The 15244-nt window shown below is 33.9% G+C and carries 16 protein-coding genes and 1 pseudogene; 2 read left to right on the top strand and 15 right to left on the bottom strand.

The annotated features are described in order from the left end of the window. Window positions 1-38 precede the first annotated feature (38 nt). The 3 genes and pseudogenes from cyoE to TY11_RS16255 form a co-directional block, all read right to left on the bottom strand. The gene (gene cyoE / locus TY11_RS16245; RefSeq protein ID WP_042148627.1) at window positions 39-935 is read right to left on the bottom strand and encodes a heme o synthase; all 897 of its coding nucleotides are present in this window, start codon (window positions 933-935) and stop codon (window positions 39-41) included. Window positions 936-1111: 176 nt separating this feature from the next. Beyond that, complete coding sequence (locus TY11_RS16250) at window positions 1112-1582, bottom strand: GNAT family N-acetyltransferase (RefSeq protein WP_042148630.1); 471 nt, start codon at window positions 1580-1582, stop codon at window positions 1112-1114. 31 nt (window positions 1583-1613) lie between these two features. Next, window positions 1614-2493 (bottom strand): annotated as a pseudogene (locus tag TY11_RS16255) (aminoglycoside 6-adenylyltransferase). 307 nt (window positions 2494-2800) lie between these two features. Between TY11_RS16255 and TY11_RS16260 the strand changes: the two are divergent. Further along, entirely contained in the window at window positions 2801-3346 is a 546-nt protein-coding gene (locus TY11_RS16260) for a cysteine hydrolase family protein (protein WP_042148633.1), read from the top strand. 43 nt (window positions 3347-3389) lie between these two features. Here TY11_RS16260 and TY11_RS16265 read toward each other — a convergent pair whose 3' ends face one another. The 9 genes from TY11_RS16265 to TY11_RS21050 all read right to left on the bottom strand — a co-directional run bounded on the left by TY11_RS16265 (window position 3390) and on the right by TY11_RS21050 (window position 11360). Continuing rightward, complete coding sequence (locus tag TY11_RS16265; RefSeq protein WP_026905872.1) at window positions 3390-3590, bottom strand: cold-shock protein; 201 nt, start codon at window positions 3588-3590, stop codon at window positions 3390-3392. A gap of 365 nt (window positions 3591-3955) precedes the next feature. Then, window positions 3956-4924 (bottom strand): alpha/beta fold hydrolase, encoded by a 969-nt coding sequence (locus TY11_RS16270; RefSeq protein WP_197025109.1) that lies wholly within the window; start codon window positions 4922-4924, stop codon window positions 3956-3958. Window positions 4925-4957: 33 nt separating this feature from the next. Further along, window positions 4958-5689, bottom strand: coding sequence for an ABC transporter permease (locus TY11_RS16275; RefSeq protein ID WP_042148637.1), 732 nt, complete (start codon window positions 5687-5689; stop codon window positions 4958-4960). Further along, window positions 5690-6400, bottom strand: coding sequence for an ABC transporter permease (locus TY11_RS16280; RefSeq protein ID WP_042148639.1), 711 nt, complete (start codon window positions 6398-6400; stop codon window positions 5690-5692). Further along, entirely contained in the window at window positions 6397-7308 is a 912-nt protein-coding gene (locus TY11_RS16285; RefSeq protein WP_042148642.1) for an ABC transporter ATP-binding protein, read from the bottom strand. The genes TY11_RS16280 and TY11_RS16285 overlap by 4 nt, the downstream gene beginning before the upstream one ends. A 155-nt stretch (window positions 7309-7463) precedes the next feature. After that, window positions 7464-8810 carry a sensor histidine kinase gene (locus TY11_RS16290; RefSeq protein WP_042148645.1) on the bottom strand — a complete coding sequence of 449 codons (1347 nt, stop codon included), beginning with the start codon at window positions 8808-8810 and terminating at the stop codon, window positions 7464-7466. Further along, window positions 8807-9475 carry a response regulator transcription factor gene (locus TY11_RS16295; RefSeq protein WP_042148649.1) on the bottom strand — a complete coding sequence of 223 codons (669 nt, stop codon included), beginning with the start codon at window positions 9473-9475 and terminating at the stop codon, window positions 8807-8809. The genes TY11_RS16290 and TY11_RS16295 overlap by 4 nt, the downstream gene beginning before the upstream one ends. A 188-nt stretch (window positions 9476-9663) precedes the next feature. Beyond that, entirely contained in the window at window positions 9664-10119 is a 456-nt protein-coding gene (locus tag TY11_RS16300; RefSeq protein WP_042148652.1) for a hypothetical protein, read from the bottom strand. 101 nt (window positions 10120-10220) lie between these two features. Further along, a complete protein-coding gene (locus TY11_RS21050) occupies window positions 10221-11360 on the bottom strand; it encodes a PcsB-like coiled-coil domain-containing protein (protein WP_042148655.1) in 1140 nt (379 codons plus the stop codon). 230 nt (window positions 11361-11590) lie between these two features. On the opposite strand from TY11_RS21050, the gene TY11_RS20485 reads away from it, so the two are divergent. Continuing rightward, window positions 11591-11767, top strand: coding sequence for a hypothetical protein (locus tag TY11_RS20485; protein ID WP_155982720.1), 177 nt, complete (start codon window positions 11591-11593; stop codon window positions 11765-11767). Window positions 11768-11794: 27 nt separating this feature from the next. Here TY11_RS20485 and TY11_RS16310 read toward each other — a convergent pair whose 3' ends face one another. The 3 genes from TY11_RS16310 to TY11_RS16320 all read right to left on the bottom strand — a co-directional run bounded on the left by TY11_RS16310 (window position 11795) and on the right by TY11_RS16320 (window position 15207). Continuing rightward, complete coding sequence (locus TY11_RS16310; protein WP_042148658.1) at window positions 11795-12622, bottom strand: DUF6612 family protein; 828 nt, start codon at window positions 12620-12622, stop codon at window positions 11795-11797. Between the two features lie 196 nt (window positions 12623-12818). Beyond that, the gene (locus TY11_RS16315) at window positions 12819-13094 is read right to left on the bottom strand and encodes a hypothetical protein (protein WP_042150318.1); all 276 of its coding nucleotides are present in this window, start codon (window positions 13092-13094) and stop codon (window positions 12819-12821) included. A gap of 160 nt (window positions 13095-13254) precedes the next feature. Then, window positions 13255-15207: an elongation factor G gene (locus TY11_RS16320; RefSeq protein WP_042148661.1), complete on the bottom strand. Its 1953-nt coding sequence runs from the start codon at window positions 15205-15207 to the stop codon at window positions 13255-13257. Between the last annotated feature and the right edge of the window lie 37 nt (window positions 15208-15244).

The raw sequence follows: 15244 nt of genomic DNA on the forward strand, positions 1-15244 counted from the left end.
AAAAAGAAAAAGCTCTCGTTGAACTTTTTCTTTTTAATTTATAGGTTAAATATTATTCCCATTAGCGAATATATGATAATGGTTGAGAACATCACAGTCATATATAAAAGTGAATAAATAAATAAGGTTTTTGCCCATTTCTTTGAATTATCTTGACGAAAAGCAACAACACTAATAATTAGCCATAATCCTCCAAGAAGCAAACCAACTAGCATTAGACCTATACTTAATGAACCTAACAAAAAACTTGCCAACATCATAATAATTAAGTAAATATTAGTTTGATAATATGTTCTCTTAATACCTTTTACAACCGGAAGCATAGGAACGTTGGCGGCTTTATAATCATCATGTCTACGAATTGCAATCGCATAAAAATGAGGCATCTGCCACAGAATTGCGATAACAAAAAGACCAAGTAGAGCAGGGTGTGAAATATCCGGGTAAACTGCTGCCCATCCAATTAATGGAGGTACAGCACCAGACAGACTTCCAATTTCTGTATTCCAAATAGTTCTTCTTTTTGTCCACATTGTGTAAGGAACAACATATAAGAATAACCCTAAAAAACCTAAGAAAGCAGCAACCCAAGTCGTTAAGGCTAAGCTTCCCACACCTAATACAGTCATGATAATCCCTAGCCAAAGAGTCATTTTAAAACTAACATCACCTGTTACAGTTGGTCTTACTTTAGTTCTTTCCATAATCATATCAATATCTCGATCATATAAGTTGTTAAATGCACCCGCTGCTGCAATGATTAAAGCAGTACCTAGTGTAGCAAAAATCATTTCAGGTATTTTATCGGTAAGGTCATAATCATATGTAAACATTGCTAATGTTAAGCCCGCAAACATAGGAACAAGATTGGATTTAACAATTCCAATTTTAACCGTTTTTTCTAAAGTTGATTTAATTTCCTTGAATTTACTCATGTTCCGTAAAAATTTCCCTTCTTATAGCCCGCATTTATTAAGACTATTTTCCCTTATTGTACTTATACTATTGTATCATTTCTTGTCATTTTTTTCTCGAGTAAATATCAACAATTGTTGAACATTAGAAAACAACCACTAATTTTGTAAAAAACATATATTATGATTGTTCTTCACTATAACCTTTTCTCCATACTATAAAAATACTTTTCCTCAAAATATCTTTCATCATATTTTGAAAATCCTACTGACTTCCAGAACTCCAATGCTTTGGAATTGGTAGCATGAACGGCAATTTGAATTATATCCACTTGATTATTCCTCATTATATTTTCATATTTTATGTATGTATCTCTTGCATAACCAAGTCCTTGATATTTTTTATCAATTATTAATAAACTTAACCAAGGTCTTCCGGCTCGTGGGCTAGACATACCATATTCAATAATTCCAATATCTTTAGAATCTAGTTGTACTATGTATCTTTCTAATTTCATAGTTGCCGCTTCTTCATACTGAAGCTCAATGTCCTTAGTAACTAAATATTTCTTGTCATAGGCAATTTGGTTATATTCTATATTAGAATTAAATATTTTCTTATCGATTTTTTGTTGTTCTATGTCTATCTTTTTAACAAAAGAAATCATTAATTATCCCCTACCATTAATCAATTTCTATTTATAATACTCTTTTAGCATCCTTTGATAACGTTCTTACTCCCTTTAAATATTCCGTCATATTGTGTTCATCGTAATGTAAGTAGTCAAAAGATAAACGTTTGGCCACCTCTGTTGCCAACACTCTAAACAAATCACAAGCGATAAATACTGCTTCCCAAGTATTTTCATAATCACTATCTGAGTAGGTTTTTCGATACATGTCCCAATACTTAATTGGCAAAAGGTTCTCAAAATAATTTCCCATTTTTCCTGGTGACACTTCAAATTCATGTTGCAATCCAATCCACCAAGAAACCATCTGATTTAGACCTGGACGTATATTTAATTCGAACATCTGTTTTGCATAGGGGAGTTCTTCACGCCAAATTCCTTTGGCGACATTCTGCATACCCCACCAGAAGTTATTACACGTACTAAAATACTGATCTTCTTTTGGCATTGTCGTCCAGTAATCCTTATCGCTTGCCGGGGAGATTTCAGGTAAACATACGTCCTTATCTAATAAAGGAGTAGTTAGACTATCAGATTTATATGTAGCAAACATGTAATCCTTAGATTTCAAATGTAAGTCTATGCGGTTCCCATCTGTAAACAACATCAAATATCCATAATTTTAATTCAAATCAACTTTACATCCAAGTGACTTGTCCATTTTCTCTGGTTCCTGCAGCATTAATAAATCCCCAAACTGATTTATCCAATTGCTATCATCAATAAAAGAATTAACATCTGTCACAACATAAACGATATCATAATCTTGGAATATCTTTTGGTACATTAGGATTTGTCCTAGAACCATTCATGTATACTGCTCTTATTCGCTTATCTTCTTTTGCTACATGTAGAATTACATCAAACATCTCTCTTTCTGAACGCATTCTTATCCACTCTTCTCTACCATGAACTGAATGACTTATATGAATATTTAGCGTTTGTATTCTATCATTATACTATTTTATCTAGCAAACCGATAGAAGATACCATGGTATTTTAATGCGCACCTATGAGCAAAAAAAGTCAAACAGTTCCTCATTTGGAAATCTTTTCTGAAAAAAGCAGGATTTTAGTCCTAATATCTAGAAATATACGGGTAACAGTTTTTGCATGAAGCAAGGTAGGGGGTATCATCCAATGTACAACAAATCTTCTTTATTTAAAAAATAAGAAGAAGAGAGGAAATATCATATGAAAAAAGCATTACTCGTAATAGATGTACAAAATGGAATAGTTAATTTTAAAGATTTTACACAAGAACTCGAATTAATTGAACATACAATTAAAGATTTCAAAGAAGCTAACAATCCTGTAATTTTTGTTCAGCATTTTGACAAGCAGGATGAAAATCCACTACATCGTGACTTAGAAGGATCGAATATATACCCTAAATTAAAGGTTTATGCGGATTATGTTGTGGAAAAAGACTCACCTAGTGCCTTTTTCAAAACAAATCTTAGTAGTTTACTAAACGATTTAGGTGTTGAACAACTTTTCATCACTGGATTTAATACAGAGTTTTGCTGTATGTATACAGCTATATCAGCATATGACAGAGGGTATAAGGTTACTTTTATCGAAAATGCCACTGGAAGTGTAAATGAAGGTGAAACCTATGAAATGCAAGACTTAGATATCCGAGATTTCGTCGGAACAGTTCTTCATTGGTCAGGTGCAATTGAAGTGTTAGATTTTGAGGAATACAAAGAAGTTTATCAAATTGTCAAAGGAAAATAATAACAAAAAAACTCTTCTCACAATGAGAAGAGTTTTCTTGTTATTATAATTTAGTAACGTTAGCTGCTTGTGGTCCACGGTTACCTTCAGTGATTTCGAAAGAAACTTGTTGACCTTCTTCTAGAGTTTTGAAACCTTCGTCTTGAATTGCTGAGAAGTGTACGAATACATCGTCTCCACCTTCAACTTCGATAAATCCAAAACCTTTTTCTGCGTTAAACCATTTTACTGAACCTTTGTTCATCTAAAAAACCTCCATGTGCTAATGCACAAATATTACTAATTTCAGTTCAAGATAATAATTCAAGACGAAGATAACCACTAGAAAGTTATTACATAAATCTTGTATTGCTAACACGAACATCAATGAGTTAATCATAGTATAACACGATATTACGTTAAAAGATACCTGTTTTTTAAAAAAGTATTTTCTAACCAGTAATCACATATCTACAAATCTGAAATCTCAATACATCATTTAGTGGGATTCCCTATTTGTTTGTTAGAGCTAGATGGGAGTAATTCTAACAGTCTTTGAATGAATAGTACAGATACGATTCATTATATCTTCATAGCTTTCATCCCTTATAAAAACATGTAATATTACACTCACTCGTTTATATTCGAGATAAATTCATTCAAGTATTCACTTATGGCCTTATAATGAGTCCAATGAAGATAGTGGTGTCCATCAAATGTTTTGATGGTACTAGATGTATTCTTAGTTAATTGTGTTTGATAAAAAGTAATATTGTTTTTTCCATTATCAGTCAGCTCATCTTCTTTTGTAGTAAAAAATAAGACTGGTAAATTAGATGGGAACGCCATAGACTTTGTTTTCTCTATATTATGTTCTATCTCATTTGCTTCATCCATTACGTTCTTGTTATATCCCTTCCAAGCGGTTATAGCTTTCATCATATGTAAGTTATCTTCGGAATATGTGCCACTTTCTGCTATCGGTACAATGTCTTCTTCAAGTACGTATGTTGCCAACCTTGTAATCCCTGTTACTGCCACAAACCGTAAAATTCCCGGTGGTGATGAAGGTGTTTCATCAAAATACTCTGTAGCCTTGGGTAGTGTAGCATCAATTCCTATGATTGCACTGACTTCATCAGGATATTGATTAGCAAAGTACATACTATATATTCCAGAAATGGAATGGGCCATGAGAGTATAAGGTTCATCGATATTAGATTTTTGAAGTGCCAATCGAATCTCTTCCACAATATTTTCCACTGTTCTTTTCTTGTCAGTTATTTCACTCCAACCATAACCAAATGGTTCAACAACCACTACCTGGTGATGTTTTGCCATTTCGTCAATTAAAGGCTCAAAATCTAACATAGGTGCTGGAGTCCCTAATCCACTTAATAATACAATTGGGTTGTCCCCCTTTCCTTTGGTATAAACATGCATGTTCTTACCGTCTACTTCTACGAGTTCACCTATTGGAGAATATTTCTTTTTTTCAAAGGCTGTCATGACGTGGTGAAAAGATACCCATAAGGCGAAAATACTAATAATACACAATATACAGTTTCTAATAAATATCCATAGCTTCTTTTTCTTCATGTTCTCTCTCCTATATGCATGACCGGTAAAAAACTATACAGCTTTTTGTCGGAAGTAGATATAACCTCCAATAAAAAACAATAGAAAACTACCACCAACTACAGTTATCAGTTGTTCCCATGGAATGAAAAAAACATTATTGGAATCTTCGCCAACATTCATCATAAGAACTGGCTGTGCCCAAGGATAATATGCTCCGAACTTTTCCGAATTGATCGCTAAGATTGTTGGAAGCGTAAAAATAACATTTACCGCAAAAGGTGCAGCAAAGCTTTTAAATAACAGAGACATCCATAGTTGCAATGCAACTAGTGGAAACGTCGCAATCCAACCACCTAATATACTTTTCCACACTATATCCATTGGAAAAGAATCAGTATAACCATGGATTACCCCAACTGAAAATACAGATCCAAGGTATAATAGTTGAATAGCCAAAACTAAAAATATCAAAAGTAAATACTTTGTTATAAACACCTTTCCTCTAGTTACTGGTAAAGACAACAGTTGTTTCCAACCTCCCGCTTGATGTTCATACCTGCAAACAGTAGCAGCAAGAACCCCTGTTATTAATGGCAGAAATAATAACGCATAGGTCAAATTCATCATTAGCAATGATCCACCCCATTGGTTTACTTCATCTGGAAAAACATTATCATTCCCTAATAAACCAATTAGTAAGCCAATTAAGGGACCAGCAAATAAAATATATATGACATTTGATTTTCTTAATTTAAACCATTCTGATTGTAATAAGCTAAACAACTACTTCACATCCCTTCTTATAAAATCAAGCATTCCAAATAAATAGATACCTAAACCAACCACTAATCCCATACACACATTTAATAATGGTTCATCCCACTGGTTATCCAAAGAAGGCCATTTCCAAATCAACCAATCTGGTAAAAAGTAGGCCATATATGACATGATAACCCCAAATACTCCGATTGTTATGGGAAACCCTTGATTTTGAAAAACTAAAGCTATCCACAACTGTAAGCCGAGAATTGGTAATGCCGCAAATAAAGGGTAAAAACAATATCTAATTAGGTCTAAATATGGAATCTCTCCCCCTAAACCTAATAAAACACCAAAACCTAAAGAAAATACAGTTAGTAGACAAGTTGCAAATACCAATAATAATCCTATAGTCGTATATTTGGATAAATAGACACTCCACTTTGAAACTGGTAATGCAATTAATTGCTTCCAAGCATTTGTCTCATTTTCAATACTTGCCATAAATGATGCCAATATCACAATACCGAGAATTAGAGCAAAAGGTGTAAATGCACTTACATTTCGCACATAATAAAACCAGCTAAAGGTATCCTGTTGGATGAACCAATCTTTTCGTAAACCATAGTTAACCATCTGTAACGCTACAACACCGAAGGGACCTAAAATTGCTAAAAACCAAATTCCTTTTCTTCTTATTTTCATAAAGTCAGTACGGATGAGTTTTCCAATCATATCACTCTCTCCTCTGCGGTCATTTGTAGGAAAGTATCCTCAAGCGAACGTTTTTCTTCCTCAACTCGATATATAGAAAAACCATTCTCTACAAGTAAACGCACAACAGTGGCTACATTCTCATCATTCTGTTCCAACATGGAAATGGTATCCTCAGAAAAATCCGCTTTTATTCCACTCGAAATCAAAAAGCGCCATACCTTCTCGCAATCGTCCACTTTAAATGAGATTTTATTTTGTGATTGCTTCCGCATTACATCAATTGAATCTTGAAAGATCAACTTCCCTTTAGAAATAATCCCTACATTATTTGCAATCTGGTCAATCTCTGATAGTAAGTGACTCGAAATTAAGATTGTCATTCCTTCTTCAACAGATAAACTCTTTATTAAATTCCGGATTTCAATTATTCCCGATGGATCTAATCCATTAGTCGGTTCATCTAGAATCAATAATTCCGGACTATTCAATAGGGAAGCAGCTATTCCCAATCTTTGTTTCATTCCAAGAGAAAATCCTTTAACTTTTTTATTTGCCACATCTAAAAGACTAACAATCTCTAACACTTCATCTATTCGTTTCTTTGAGATTCCATAAATCTTCCGTAATGCTTCCAAATTTTCATAGGCCGTTAAATGGGGATAGTAGGACGGATTTTCAACTAGTGATCCCACTTTTTTCAAAACCTCAATGCGTTCTCTTTTTAAATCCTTTCCAAATATTTGTATCGTTCCTAATGTTGGACGCATTAAACCTAACAACATACGTATTGTAGTTGTTTTCCCTGCACCATTTGGACCTAAAAAACCATAAATTTCACCTTTTGGAATTTTTAAATCTAAAGCCTCTACTGCATATTCTTTTCCAAATCTTTTTGTTATTTTTTTTGTTTCAACAATATATTCCATTTTTAATCACCTCTATTTTAAGGATAAAATCATAAGGTTAAAACTGCGTTAGAGGTTAGTTTAAATTTTGTTTAAAAAAGAAGCAGAAAGAGGTAGTCAATTCCCTCTATCTGCTTCTATCAATTATTATAAACTTATTAATTCAATTCCGGACTCTATCGATATCGAATAATTCGAATTAACGTACCTTCAATACTTGACTCTGCTTCCCAGTCTAATTCCATCCCTTTAACCATCATATCAACAATAGTTAATCCAATTTCAGCACCTTTCTCATGTGATTCCCGTGTCAATCCCGGACCATGATCTGTAATTATAATTGCATCATATTGTTCATACGATTCTGTTTTTATGCCAATGTATTTTCCACTTTTAGCGTGACGTAATACATTTTGAAAAATATTATCCAATATTCTTCCCATCCAGATAGGGTCTATCTTCCATCTTCCCAGCGATTCCAATGAAACATTTATATCAAACGCTTCTTTCTCAAAAGCTGGGTACCAGGTTGCTGCGGACTCCCTTATAAAACGGGTTATATCTATTTCACTTGGTTCGTATTTATACTTACTTGCCATTAATAATGTGTAAGACATCAAATTTTCAATCAAACGGTCAATATTAGCAATAGATATTTCTATCGCCCGAACCGCTTTTCTTCCCTCTTCTGTTAATTTTTCCTGCGTAATAGTATAAGATTGTGCACGAATCTTTGTTAAGGGCGTTCTAAGGTCGTGCGATAAGTTGGCAATTAACTCTCTTCTAAGTTGTTCTTCCTTTTGCTCACGTATTCGACTATCACGTAGCTCATCTACCATTTGATTATAGGATTTTTCAAGTTCACCAATCTCATCTTCCTTTTTAATTTCTAGCTTTATCGGTAACCCATCAACATCTCGTATACCCATGGTATCTTGAAACTTCAATAATCGTTTCTGGATACTTCTAAAAAACAAGAACGAAACAACAATAAACAAAAGCACAAATACAAATACTCCTACTAATATTAAACTACCAAATCTTTCAGATGCCTGTAATATTGGTGGATCAAAGGTAGTTCTCGAAATTTCAAGAACGATAAAGCCATCCGATTCACTATTTTCAAGAAAGGCAATAACCGTAAATGGATCCCCATCGTATCGCTCCTTTATAAATGAAGCAGTATATACCGAAGTCCACTTATTAGGTAGTTCTATCGTAGCATCTATTTCTACTACTAGTTTCCCCTCTCCATCAATCCAGAACATACCTGCTTCAGGATATTTTTCTTTCCACTTTTTGAAGAGATTATTAATATTTACTTCATTAACTTGATCAATATTGTTAGCATCCTCATGCCATTTGTTTTCAACTTTACTAGCATCAATATCTTCATCTTCATGCATATTAAATCCAAAAATCGCTACAGATCCAACTAGCAAATAAGCAAGCTGAATAACTATGATAGCAATAATAATGATGAGCATATATTTTGCTAGAAGTGAGTGCATAAATCGTTTCATAGTTTCACCCGATATCCTATACCACGAATTGTTTCAATAATAGTTGGGTTAGCAGGATTTAATTCAATTTTTTCTCGCAGATACCGGATGTGTACCATTAAGGTTTTATCACCTTCCATATATTGTTCACCCCATACACCTTCATACAACTGTTCCTTCGTTAATATTTGATTAAGGTGCTTTAAGAAAAATTGGAATAAATGATATTGTTTCCCTGTCAATTGAATTTCTTCTTGTGTATCCTTATGAACGATTCGACCATCCCTTGTATGGACAAGCAAATGTTGGAGTTCCATCTCTTCATCTTGTTTTTGATATCGTCTAAGTAATACATCAACACGTGCAGCAAGCTCATCCGGGTGGAAAGGCTTGGTTAAATAATCATCTGCAAAATCAAGTCCCTCAATTTTATCTTCAACAGAAGTCCTAGCAGAAAGCATTAGTATAGGCAAATCATATTGGTCTTTTTTAATTCTTCTTCCAATTGAAAAACCATCTAAGCCGGGAAGCATTACATCTAAAATCACCACATCAGCTGTTGAAATATGCTCATCAATACCTTCCCCTGATGTTAGCCAATGGACCTGATGTCCGCGCCCCGTTAAATCTTTCAATACCCATTGCCCAATATCTCTTTCATCTTCTATGTACAAAACCCTTGCCAATTTTGTTCAACCTCTCTTTCGGGGCCAATTAACTATTCTTCAATATAAATAGTTATTCTTTATTGCTGGTCAATTATCCCCCTCTTTTAATAGTTACATTCTCTTAAAAATCTATCAATCTATTCGATGTGACATAAAATATTTCTTTTATCACAAAAAAACTCGCTCAATTTCAAGCGAGTTTCCATTTATTCTGCATCGTATACTTGTTTCATGGTCTTTATCTTACCTAGCAGCTCCGCTTCACGATGGGAAAGCATAATTAGTAGATCACCATGTGTTTCGACATGACCGTGTGGTACTTTAAATTTTACTTCGGATTTCCAAAATAGCTCGTCAAAGTTATTAATTCTATTTTGTTGTTCCTGTAAATGCCCCATTAATTCTTTAAGAACTGGTGCCTCTGTGGTCCAATCTGTAATTTTTACATCAGAACTAAAAAGTTCTCGATACTGATCAGGCAATTTAAAAGAATTTTTGTTAACAAATAATAATTTTTCGTTCATCAATAGCGAATTTCCTATAAACCAACGAATTGTATTATCAAAGTATTTTGATTCACGGTCGACTATCTCTTCATCCAACTCACTAATAAAAGTAAGTAAAGATGTTCTGGTAAGGTTAAATTGTTTTAAAACTGACATTTATTATCCTCCTTCTAACAATAATTAGTATAAAGGAATCCAGCAACAAATAAAAGAGATGTGTCCATTCCTTAGATTGAAACACATCTCTTTAGAAAGTACTATTGAATTGTAATTTTCACTCTACGAACTCCCCATTTTAGAGCTTCAGCTCGACTGGGTACGAAAACGTCAATTTTATTACCTTTTATCGCTGACCCAGTATCACCAGCTATTGCATAACCATAGCCTTCTACATAAACAACTGAACCTAACGGAATCACAGACGGATCAACAGCAATTACCTTAGAATCTGGATTTTCCTTCAAATCAATTCCAGTATGGGTAATTCCCGAACACCCTTTACAGTTTGCCGTATATGCAGTAGCGGTTACAGTTAATGTTTTTCCTGCTACATGTTTTATTGGCTTTTGACTTTGATTTGACTCAGTAGTTTCAGTTGATTCTTTCGCCAATAGTGCAAGTTCTCGTTCTCTTTTTTTTCTTGCTTCTTCGGCAGCAATTTGTTTCTTGACATCTGATTCTACACGAGCAAGACTACTATCTTCCTTTTTTAACTTCTCAATTATAGCTAATAGGTCATTTTGCTTTGTTTGTAAAGAGTCTCTTCTAGCTTCATTTTGTTGTTTTTGCTCCTCAACAAGTGCTAGTGTCTGTTCTTGTTCAAGCTTCATTTCATTCAAATTATCAAGTTTATCTAATGAAAGCAATTTTTTCTCTTCCACAGATTTTATGTCCGTTTCTAAATTCTTAATCAGATCTGTATCAGATTGTGTTATTGTATTTACCATGGTAATTCTACTTATAAAATCACTAAAACTTTGTGCTCCAAACAACACTTCTAGATAATTAATAGAACCTCCTGATTTTTGATAAGAAGACATTCTCTCTTTTAAGATTTCCTGCCTTTTCTCAATATCAGCTTCTAATTCCTTAATTTCTTCTTGCAGTTTACCTATTTCAACAATCGTATTCGTAATCTTTCCTTCAGTTCGATCTATTAATTCTTGATTATTGGCAATTTCCTCAATCACCTGATTAATCTCATTATTTATTTCCTCTATTTCAGCCATAATAGATTCTATTTGTGATTGTGCTCCTGAAAGATTTTCCTGGATTTGATTACGCTGCTCTTTAATATCCTGTAACTTATCCTTTTCTGCTGCAAAGACTTGAATACTACCAAATATACTTCCGAAAATAATTGAAATAGCTAAGGTAATTACAGTTAATCTTCTCAACTTTTTCCCCTGCTTTCTTTGTATCTACTATTAATACGTCAACTCTATCCAGAGAAATTATACCATTACTAGATTTCGTCCACTTTAGTATCAGATTACAAGTTTATTTCATAAATTAGTAGCAGCCACTAATTTAGCTACTAGTTAATAAAAAATTACAAATTTACATGACAACGAAAAGAGATATGGTAAAATTCACTTAGAAGAGTAGTATTAAACGGGGGAAAAGTATGAATATAATGGTTTCTATTAATTTATATGTACTACTAATAGTTGTTATTGCCACTGCTTTATTTTTAACCCTTCAATCTATTTGGAAAACAGACGAACCAATTATTGTTTATTTATTGTCGTTAATATCTACCCAACTATTAATTAACTCATTCGGAGAATTAAAAAAGGATTGACCACTTACGGTCAATCCTTTTGTTCCTTTAAAATCCGGTTCCGTCAACTGCTGAGTCTATTACTTCTTGTGGTACTTCAATCTTATCAATAGTATTGATATTACTATACTTAGAATTAACGTTTTGAACGATTTCGACTGTCTCACCTTCAACAATCATGGACATTTCCATATCTAATTTATAGTTTTTTAACTCAAATGTTTCATTATCAATAACCATCTCTATATATAGTTTCTTAATTTCCATATCTTCCATGACTTGTGAAAAGTCACCCATTTGAGCTGTTAAATCTTCAGGTAAATAATCATCAAGCATTTCTTGTGATAGCTTCTTAAAACCCTCTCCATCCGCAGATAATTGATAAACAAATGAATTATCATTTTCTTCAAAATCAAAATCCTCTACATATTTCTCCAACATTTTAAGTTGCTCCGAAACATCCGGTTGATTCGCTGTTAATGTATCAATTGGGAGAAATGAACTATCAGCCTTTATCCATTGTTCTGTCATTGATTCAAAGATATACATTTCATTATCGACATAATAAATTTCGGTATCCATTTCAATTGGCATTCCTGCTCCAAATCCTTCTCCTTCCATCGTCATGGACATTGTTCCTTTTTGGTGCATTGCTACCGGATCAATAATCATAGAACCGGTCATGTCACTGTCAATTACGACCTTCCCTTCTTTAACCATTGATATTTCTTGATTTAACCTCATACTAACTTCAGCACTTTCCATATTTCCAGCCGCTTCTAACGCCTTTGTGTAAACATCTTCAGCATTCTCGCTACATGCTGCAAGCCCAAAAGCTAGGATTATTATGGTGACAATAAACAACAACTTTTTCAAAATGTCATCCCCTTATTTGTTTTACTTTTATTTACGACAATTACTTATGTAAGGTTTCAAGTTTGCAATGATTTCCGATTTTTGATTATTAAGTACCATACTCATAACAAAAATGTTATTACTCAATAGTTCATAAGTCTTACTCACAAACCAAATGAAAGGGAAGAAAACCTCCTTTGAAGTTTTCTTCCCTTTCTTACAACACATCATTAATATTCTGCTGTGCTTCTTGTACTTGTTGTCTGATATCGTGCAATGATTCAAACGCCTGCTGGAATTGTGGGTTTTCTGTAGCTTCAGTTCCAGCTTGATTTTGCACATTTCGGAGTTCATTTTCCATCTGGTTTAGAGCGTTTTCAGCTTGCTCAAGGATTTGTAAATTCTGTCCACCTGCTTGAAGTACCGCCTGTTGTGCTTCTTTTAACATTTTACTTGCCTGTTGTAATTTTTCATGTAAATTTACATAAGCCATTAAATAACCTCCGTTACCTGCAATTTCAAACAAAACACTATCTATATTGTTCCAAACATCCATATAAATATGTGTCAAATTTCAATTGTCACTTGTCATATGAAGGTAAAATGACCACTGATTTTATTTCAGGGTCATTTAGGTAGTATTTAATATAAACTCATTGGCAGTGCATCATCTTTTCGGCTTTATCCCATCTTACACTATATCCAGCACCTCTGGAACAGAACACAGATGACGATGTATACATAGGATCCGAATCTTTGTCATAACCAATTGACTCCACTACCTCTAGTTCATTATGACAAATATCATAGCCCGCAAAATCTAGAGAAATACTTCCTTTCCCTTTTGTAAAAGAGGCAAGTGTAGTTGTATATTCCATAAAAGTTGATACCGGTACTTTACCCGTAATTATGACTCTATCGCCATCTATAATCGGTGTTTCAAATTTCCCATGGGCAGTTTGGATGTCCGTTAATACTCTTCCCATTTGATCCATATCCACTTTGATTTTAAATTGATAATATGGTTCCAATAATCTATTATTAGCTTTTTCTAACCCTTGACGTATTGCCCTAAATGTCGCTTCTCGAAAATCACCACCATGTGTATGTCTATTGTGGTCCCTTCCAGTTAGCAGTGTAATCGTAACATCTGTTAACCCAGAACCAGTTAATAATCCATGGTGCTCCCGTTCATAAATATGCTGCTTGACCAAATTTTGTAGGCCTATAGATAAGTGATCCGTATGACAAATGCTTTTAAATTGGATACCACTGTTACGTGGTGCTGGTTCAATCTTTAGATGAACTTCAGCATAATGCTTTAGTGGTTCGAAATGACCATATCCAGTTACACTAGTTTCTACTGTTTCCTTATAGATAATCTCGGGTTTATCGAATTCTATCTGTAAACCGAATCGTCCCAAAACAACCTGCTTCAAAACTTCTAGCTGAATAGCTCCCATCACGTGGATATGGATTTGCTGTAACTGCTCTTCCCAGGTAACTTTTAAGGAAGGATCCTCCGAATCCAATATAGTAAAGTATTTTAAAGCTTCCTTCACATTAACTAGAGGTCCAAAGACTACCCTTGAACGAAGAGTAGGTATCATTTCAAAGCTTCGTTTCTCAAATAATGTGCCAACCCCATCACCGGTTGCAGCTTTTGCCAATCCTGTAACAGCGAAAAGTTCACCCGCATATACTTGTTGAACTGTTTCAAAGTGATTCCCGTTATAAGTTCTTATTTGTGTTATTTTTTCAGTAACCTTGTTATCCGCATCTCCATAAGCTACTTCATCACGGATATTCAAAGTCCCGCTTAATGCTTTAATAAATGTCATCCTTGTACCAGTTTCATCATAACGGATTTTATACACCCGTCCCGAAAATCCCTCTTTCTCGTTATAATTAGTTGTGGTTAGATAATCGAACTTATCTATAAAATCCTCTATTCCAATATCTTGTAATGCTGAACCAGATATACAAGGGAATAGGTTACACTCCCGAATCATAGTTTGCATTGTTTCAACCCACAAGTTATGGTTAAAACCTTGAGCCATATAGTAGTCAAAAAGCTTTTCATCTCGTTCAGCTACAAAATCGATTATTTCCTCATCAAATGAATTTTTAATAGCGCAGGAATTAATATTCAGAACGTCTCCGGTTAAATTATTCCGTATTTCTTTTAATACCTTCTCAACATTCCCTCCAGTTCTATCGGTTTTATTGATAAAGAAGAAAGTTGGAACATGGTGTTTTTTCAACAATTTCCAGACCGTTTCGGTATGACCTTCAATACCCTCTACCGCACTAATAATAATGATGGCAAAATCCATTACTTGAATAGCCCGTTCCATCTCTGGTGAAAAATCGACGTGTCCGGGAGTATCAATTAGGTAATATGTAGAATCTTTATAATGAAATATTGCTTGATCAGCAAAAACAGTTATTCCTCTTTGCTTTTCAATTTCATGATTATCTAGAAACGCACTCTGATGGTCTACCCTACCTCTCTTACGAATTGTTTTTGTATGAAAAAGTAATTGCTCGGAAAATGTTGTTTTACCAGCATCAACATGTGCTAGAATCCCAATTGTTTTCTTCATTTTTTGTTCTCCCTATAATATAGACTCTAAAAAATAT

The sequence above is a fragment of the Paucisalibacillus algeriensis genome (assembly GCF_000577245.1).
Taxonomy (GTDB): Bacteria; Bacillota; Bacilli; order Bacillales; family Amphibacillaceae; genus Ornithinibacillus.

What these genes read in the sequence shown, in the direction of transcription:
- cyoE (WP_042148627.1), bottom strand. Translation starts at nt 935, where the DNA reads ATGAGTAAATTCAAGGAAATTAAATCAACTTTAGAAAAAACGGTTAAA.
- TY11_RS16250 (WP_042148630.1), bottom strand. Translation starts at nt 1,582, where the DNA reads ATGATTTCTTTTGTTAAAAAGATAGACATAGAACAACAAAAAATCGAT.
- TY11_RS16260 (WP_042148633.1), top strand. Translation starts at nt 2,801, where the DNA reads ATGAAAAAAGCATTACTCGTAATAGATGTACAAAATGGAATAGTTAAT.
- TY11_RS16265 (WP_026905872.1), bottom strand. Translation starts at nt 3,590, where the DNA reads ATGAACAAAGGTTCAGTAAAATGGTTTAACGCAGAAAAAGGTTTTGGA.
- TY11_RS16270 (WP_197025109.1), bottom strand. Translation starts at nt 4,924, where the DNA reads ATGAAGAAAAAGAAGCTATGGATATTTATTAGAAACTGTATATTGTGT.
- TY11_RS16280 (WP_042148639.1), bottom strand. Translation starts at nt 6,400, where the DNA reads ATGATTGGAAAACTCATCCGTACTGACTTTATGAAAATAAGAAGAAAA.
- TY11_RS16285 (WP_042148642.1), bottom strand. Translation starts at nt 7,308, where the DNA reads ATGGAATATATTGTTGAAACAAAAAAAATAACAAAAAGATTTGGAAAA.
- TY11_RS16290 (WP_042148645.1), bottom strand. Translation starts at nt 8,810, where the DNA reads ATGAAACGATTTATGCACTCACTTCTAGCAAAATATATGCTCATCATT.
- TY11_RS16300 (WP_042148652.1), bottom strand. Translation starts at nt 10,119, where the DNA reads ATGTCAGTTTTAAAACAATTTAACCTTACCAGAACATCTTTACTTACT.
- TY11_RS20485 (WP_155982720.1), top strand. Translation starts at nt 11,591, where the DNA reads ATGAATATAATGGTTTCTATTAATTTATATGTACTACTAATAGTTGTT.
- TY11_RS16315 (WP_042150318.1), bottom strand. Translation starts at nt 13,094, where the DNA reads ATGGCTTATGTAAATTTACATGAAAAATTACAACAGGCAAGTAAAATG.
- TY11_RS16320 (WP_042148661.1), bottom strand. Translation starts at nt 15,207, where the DNA reads ATGAAGAAAACAATTGGGATTCTAGCACATGTTGATGCTGGTAAAACA.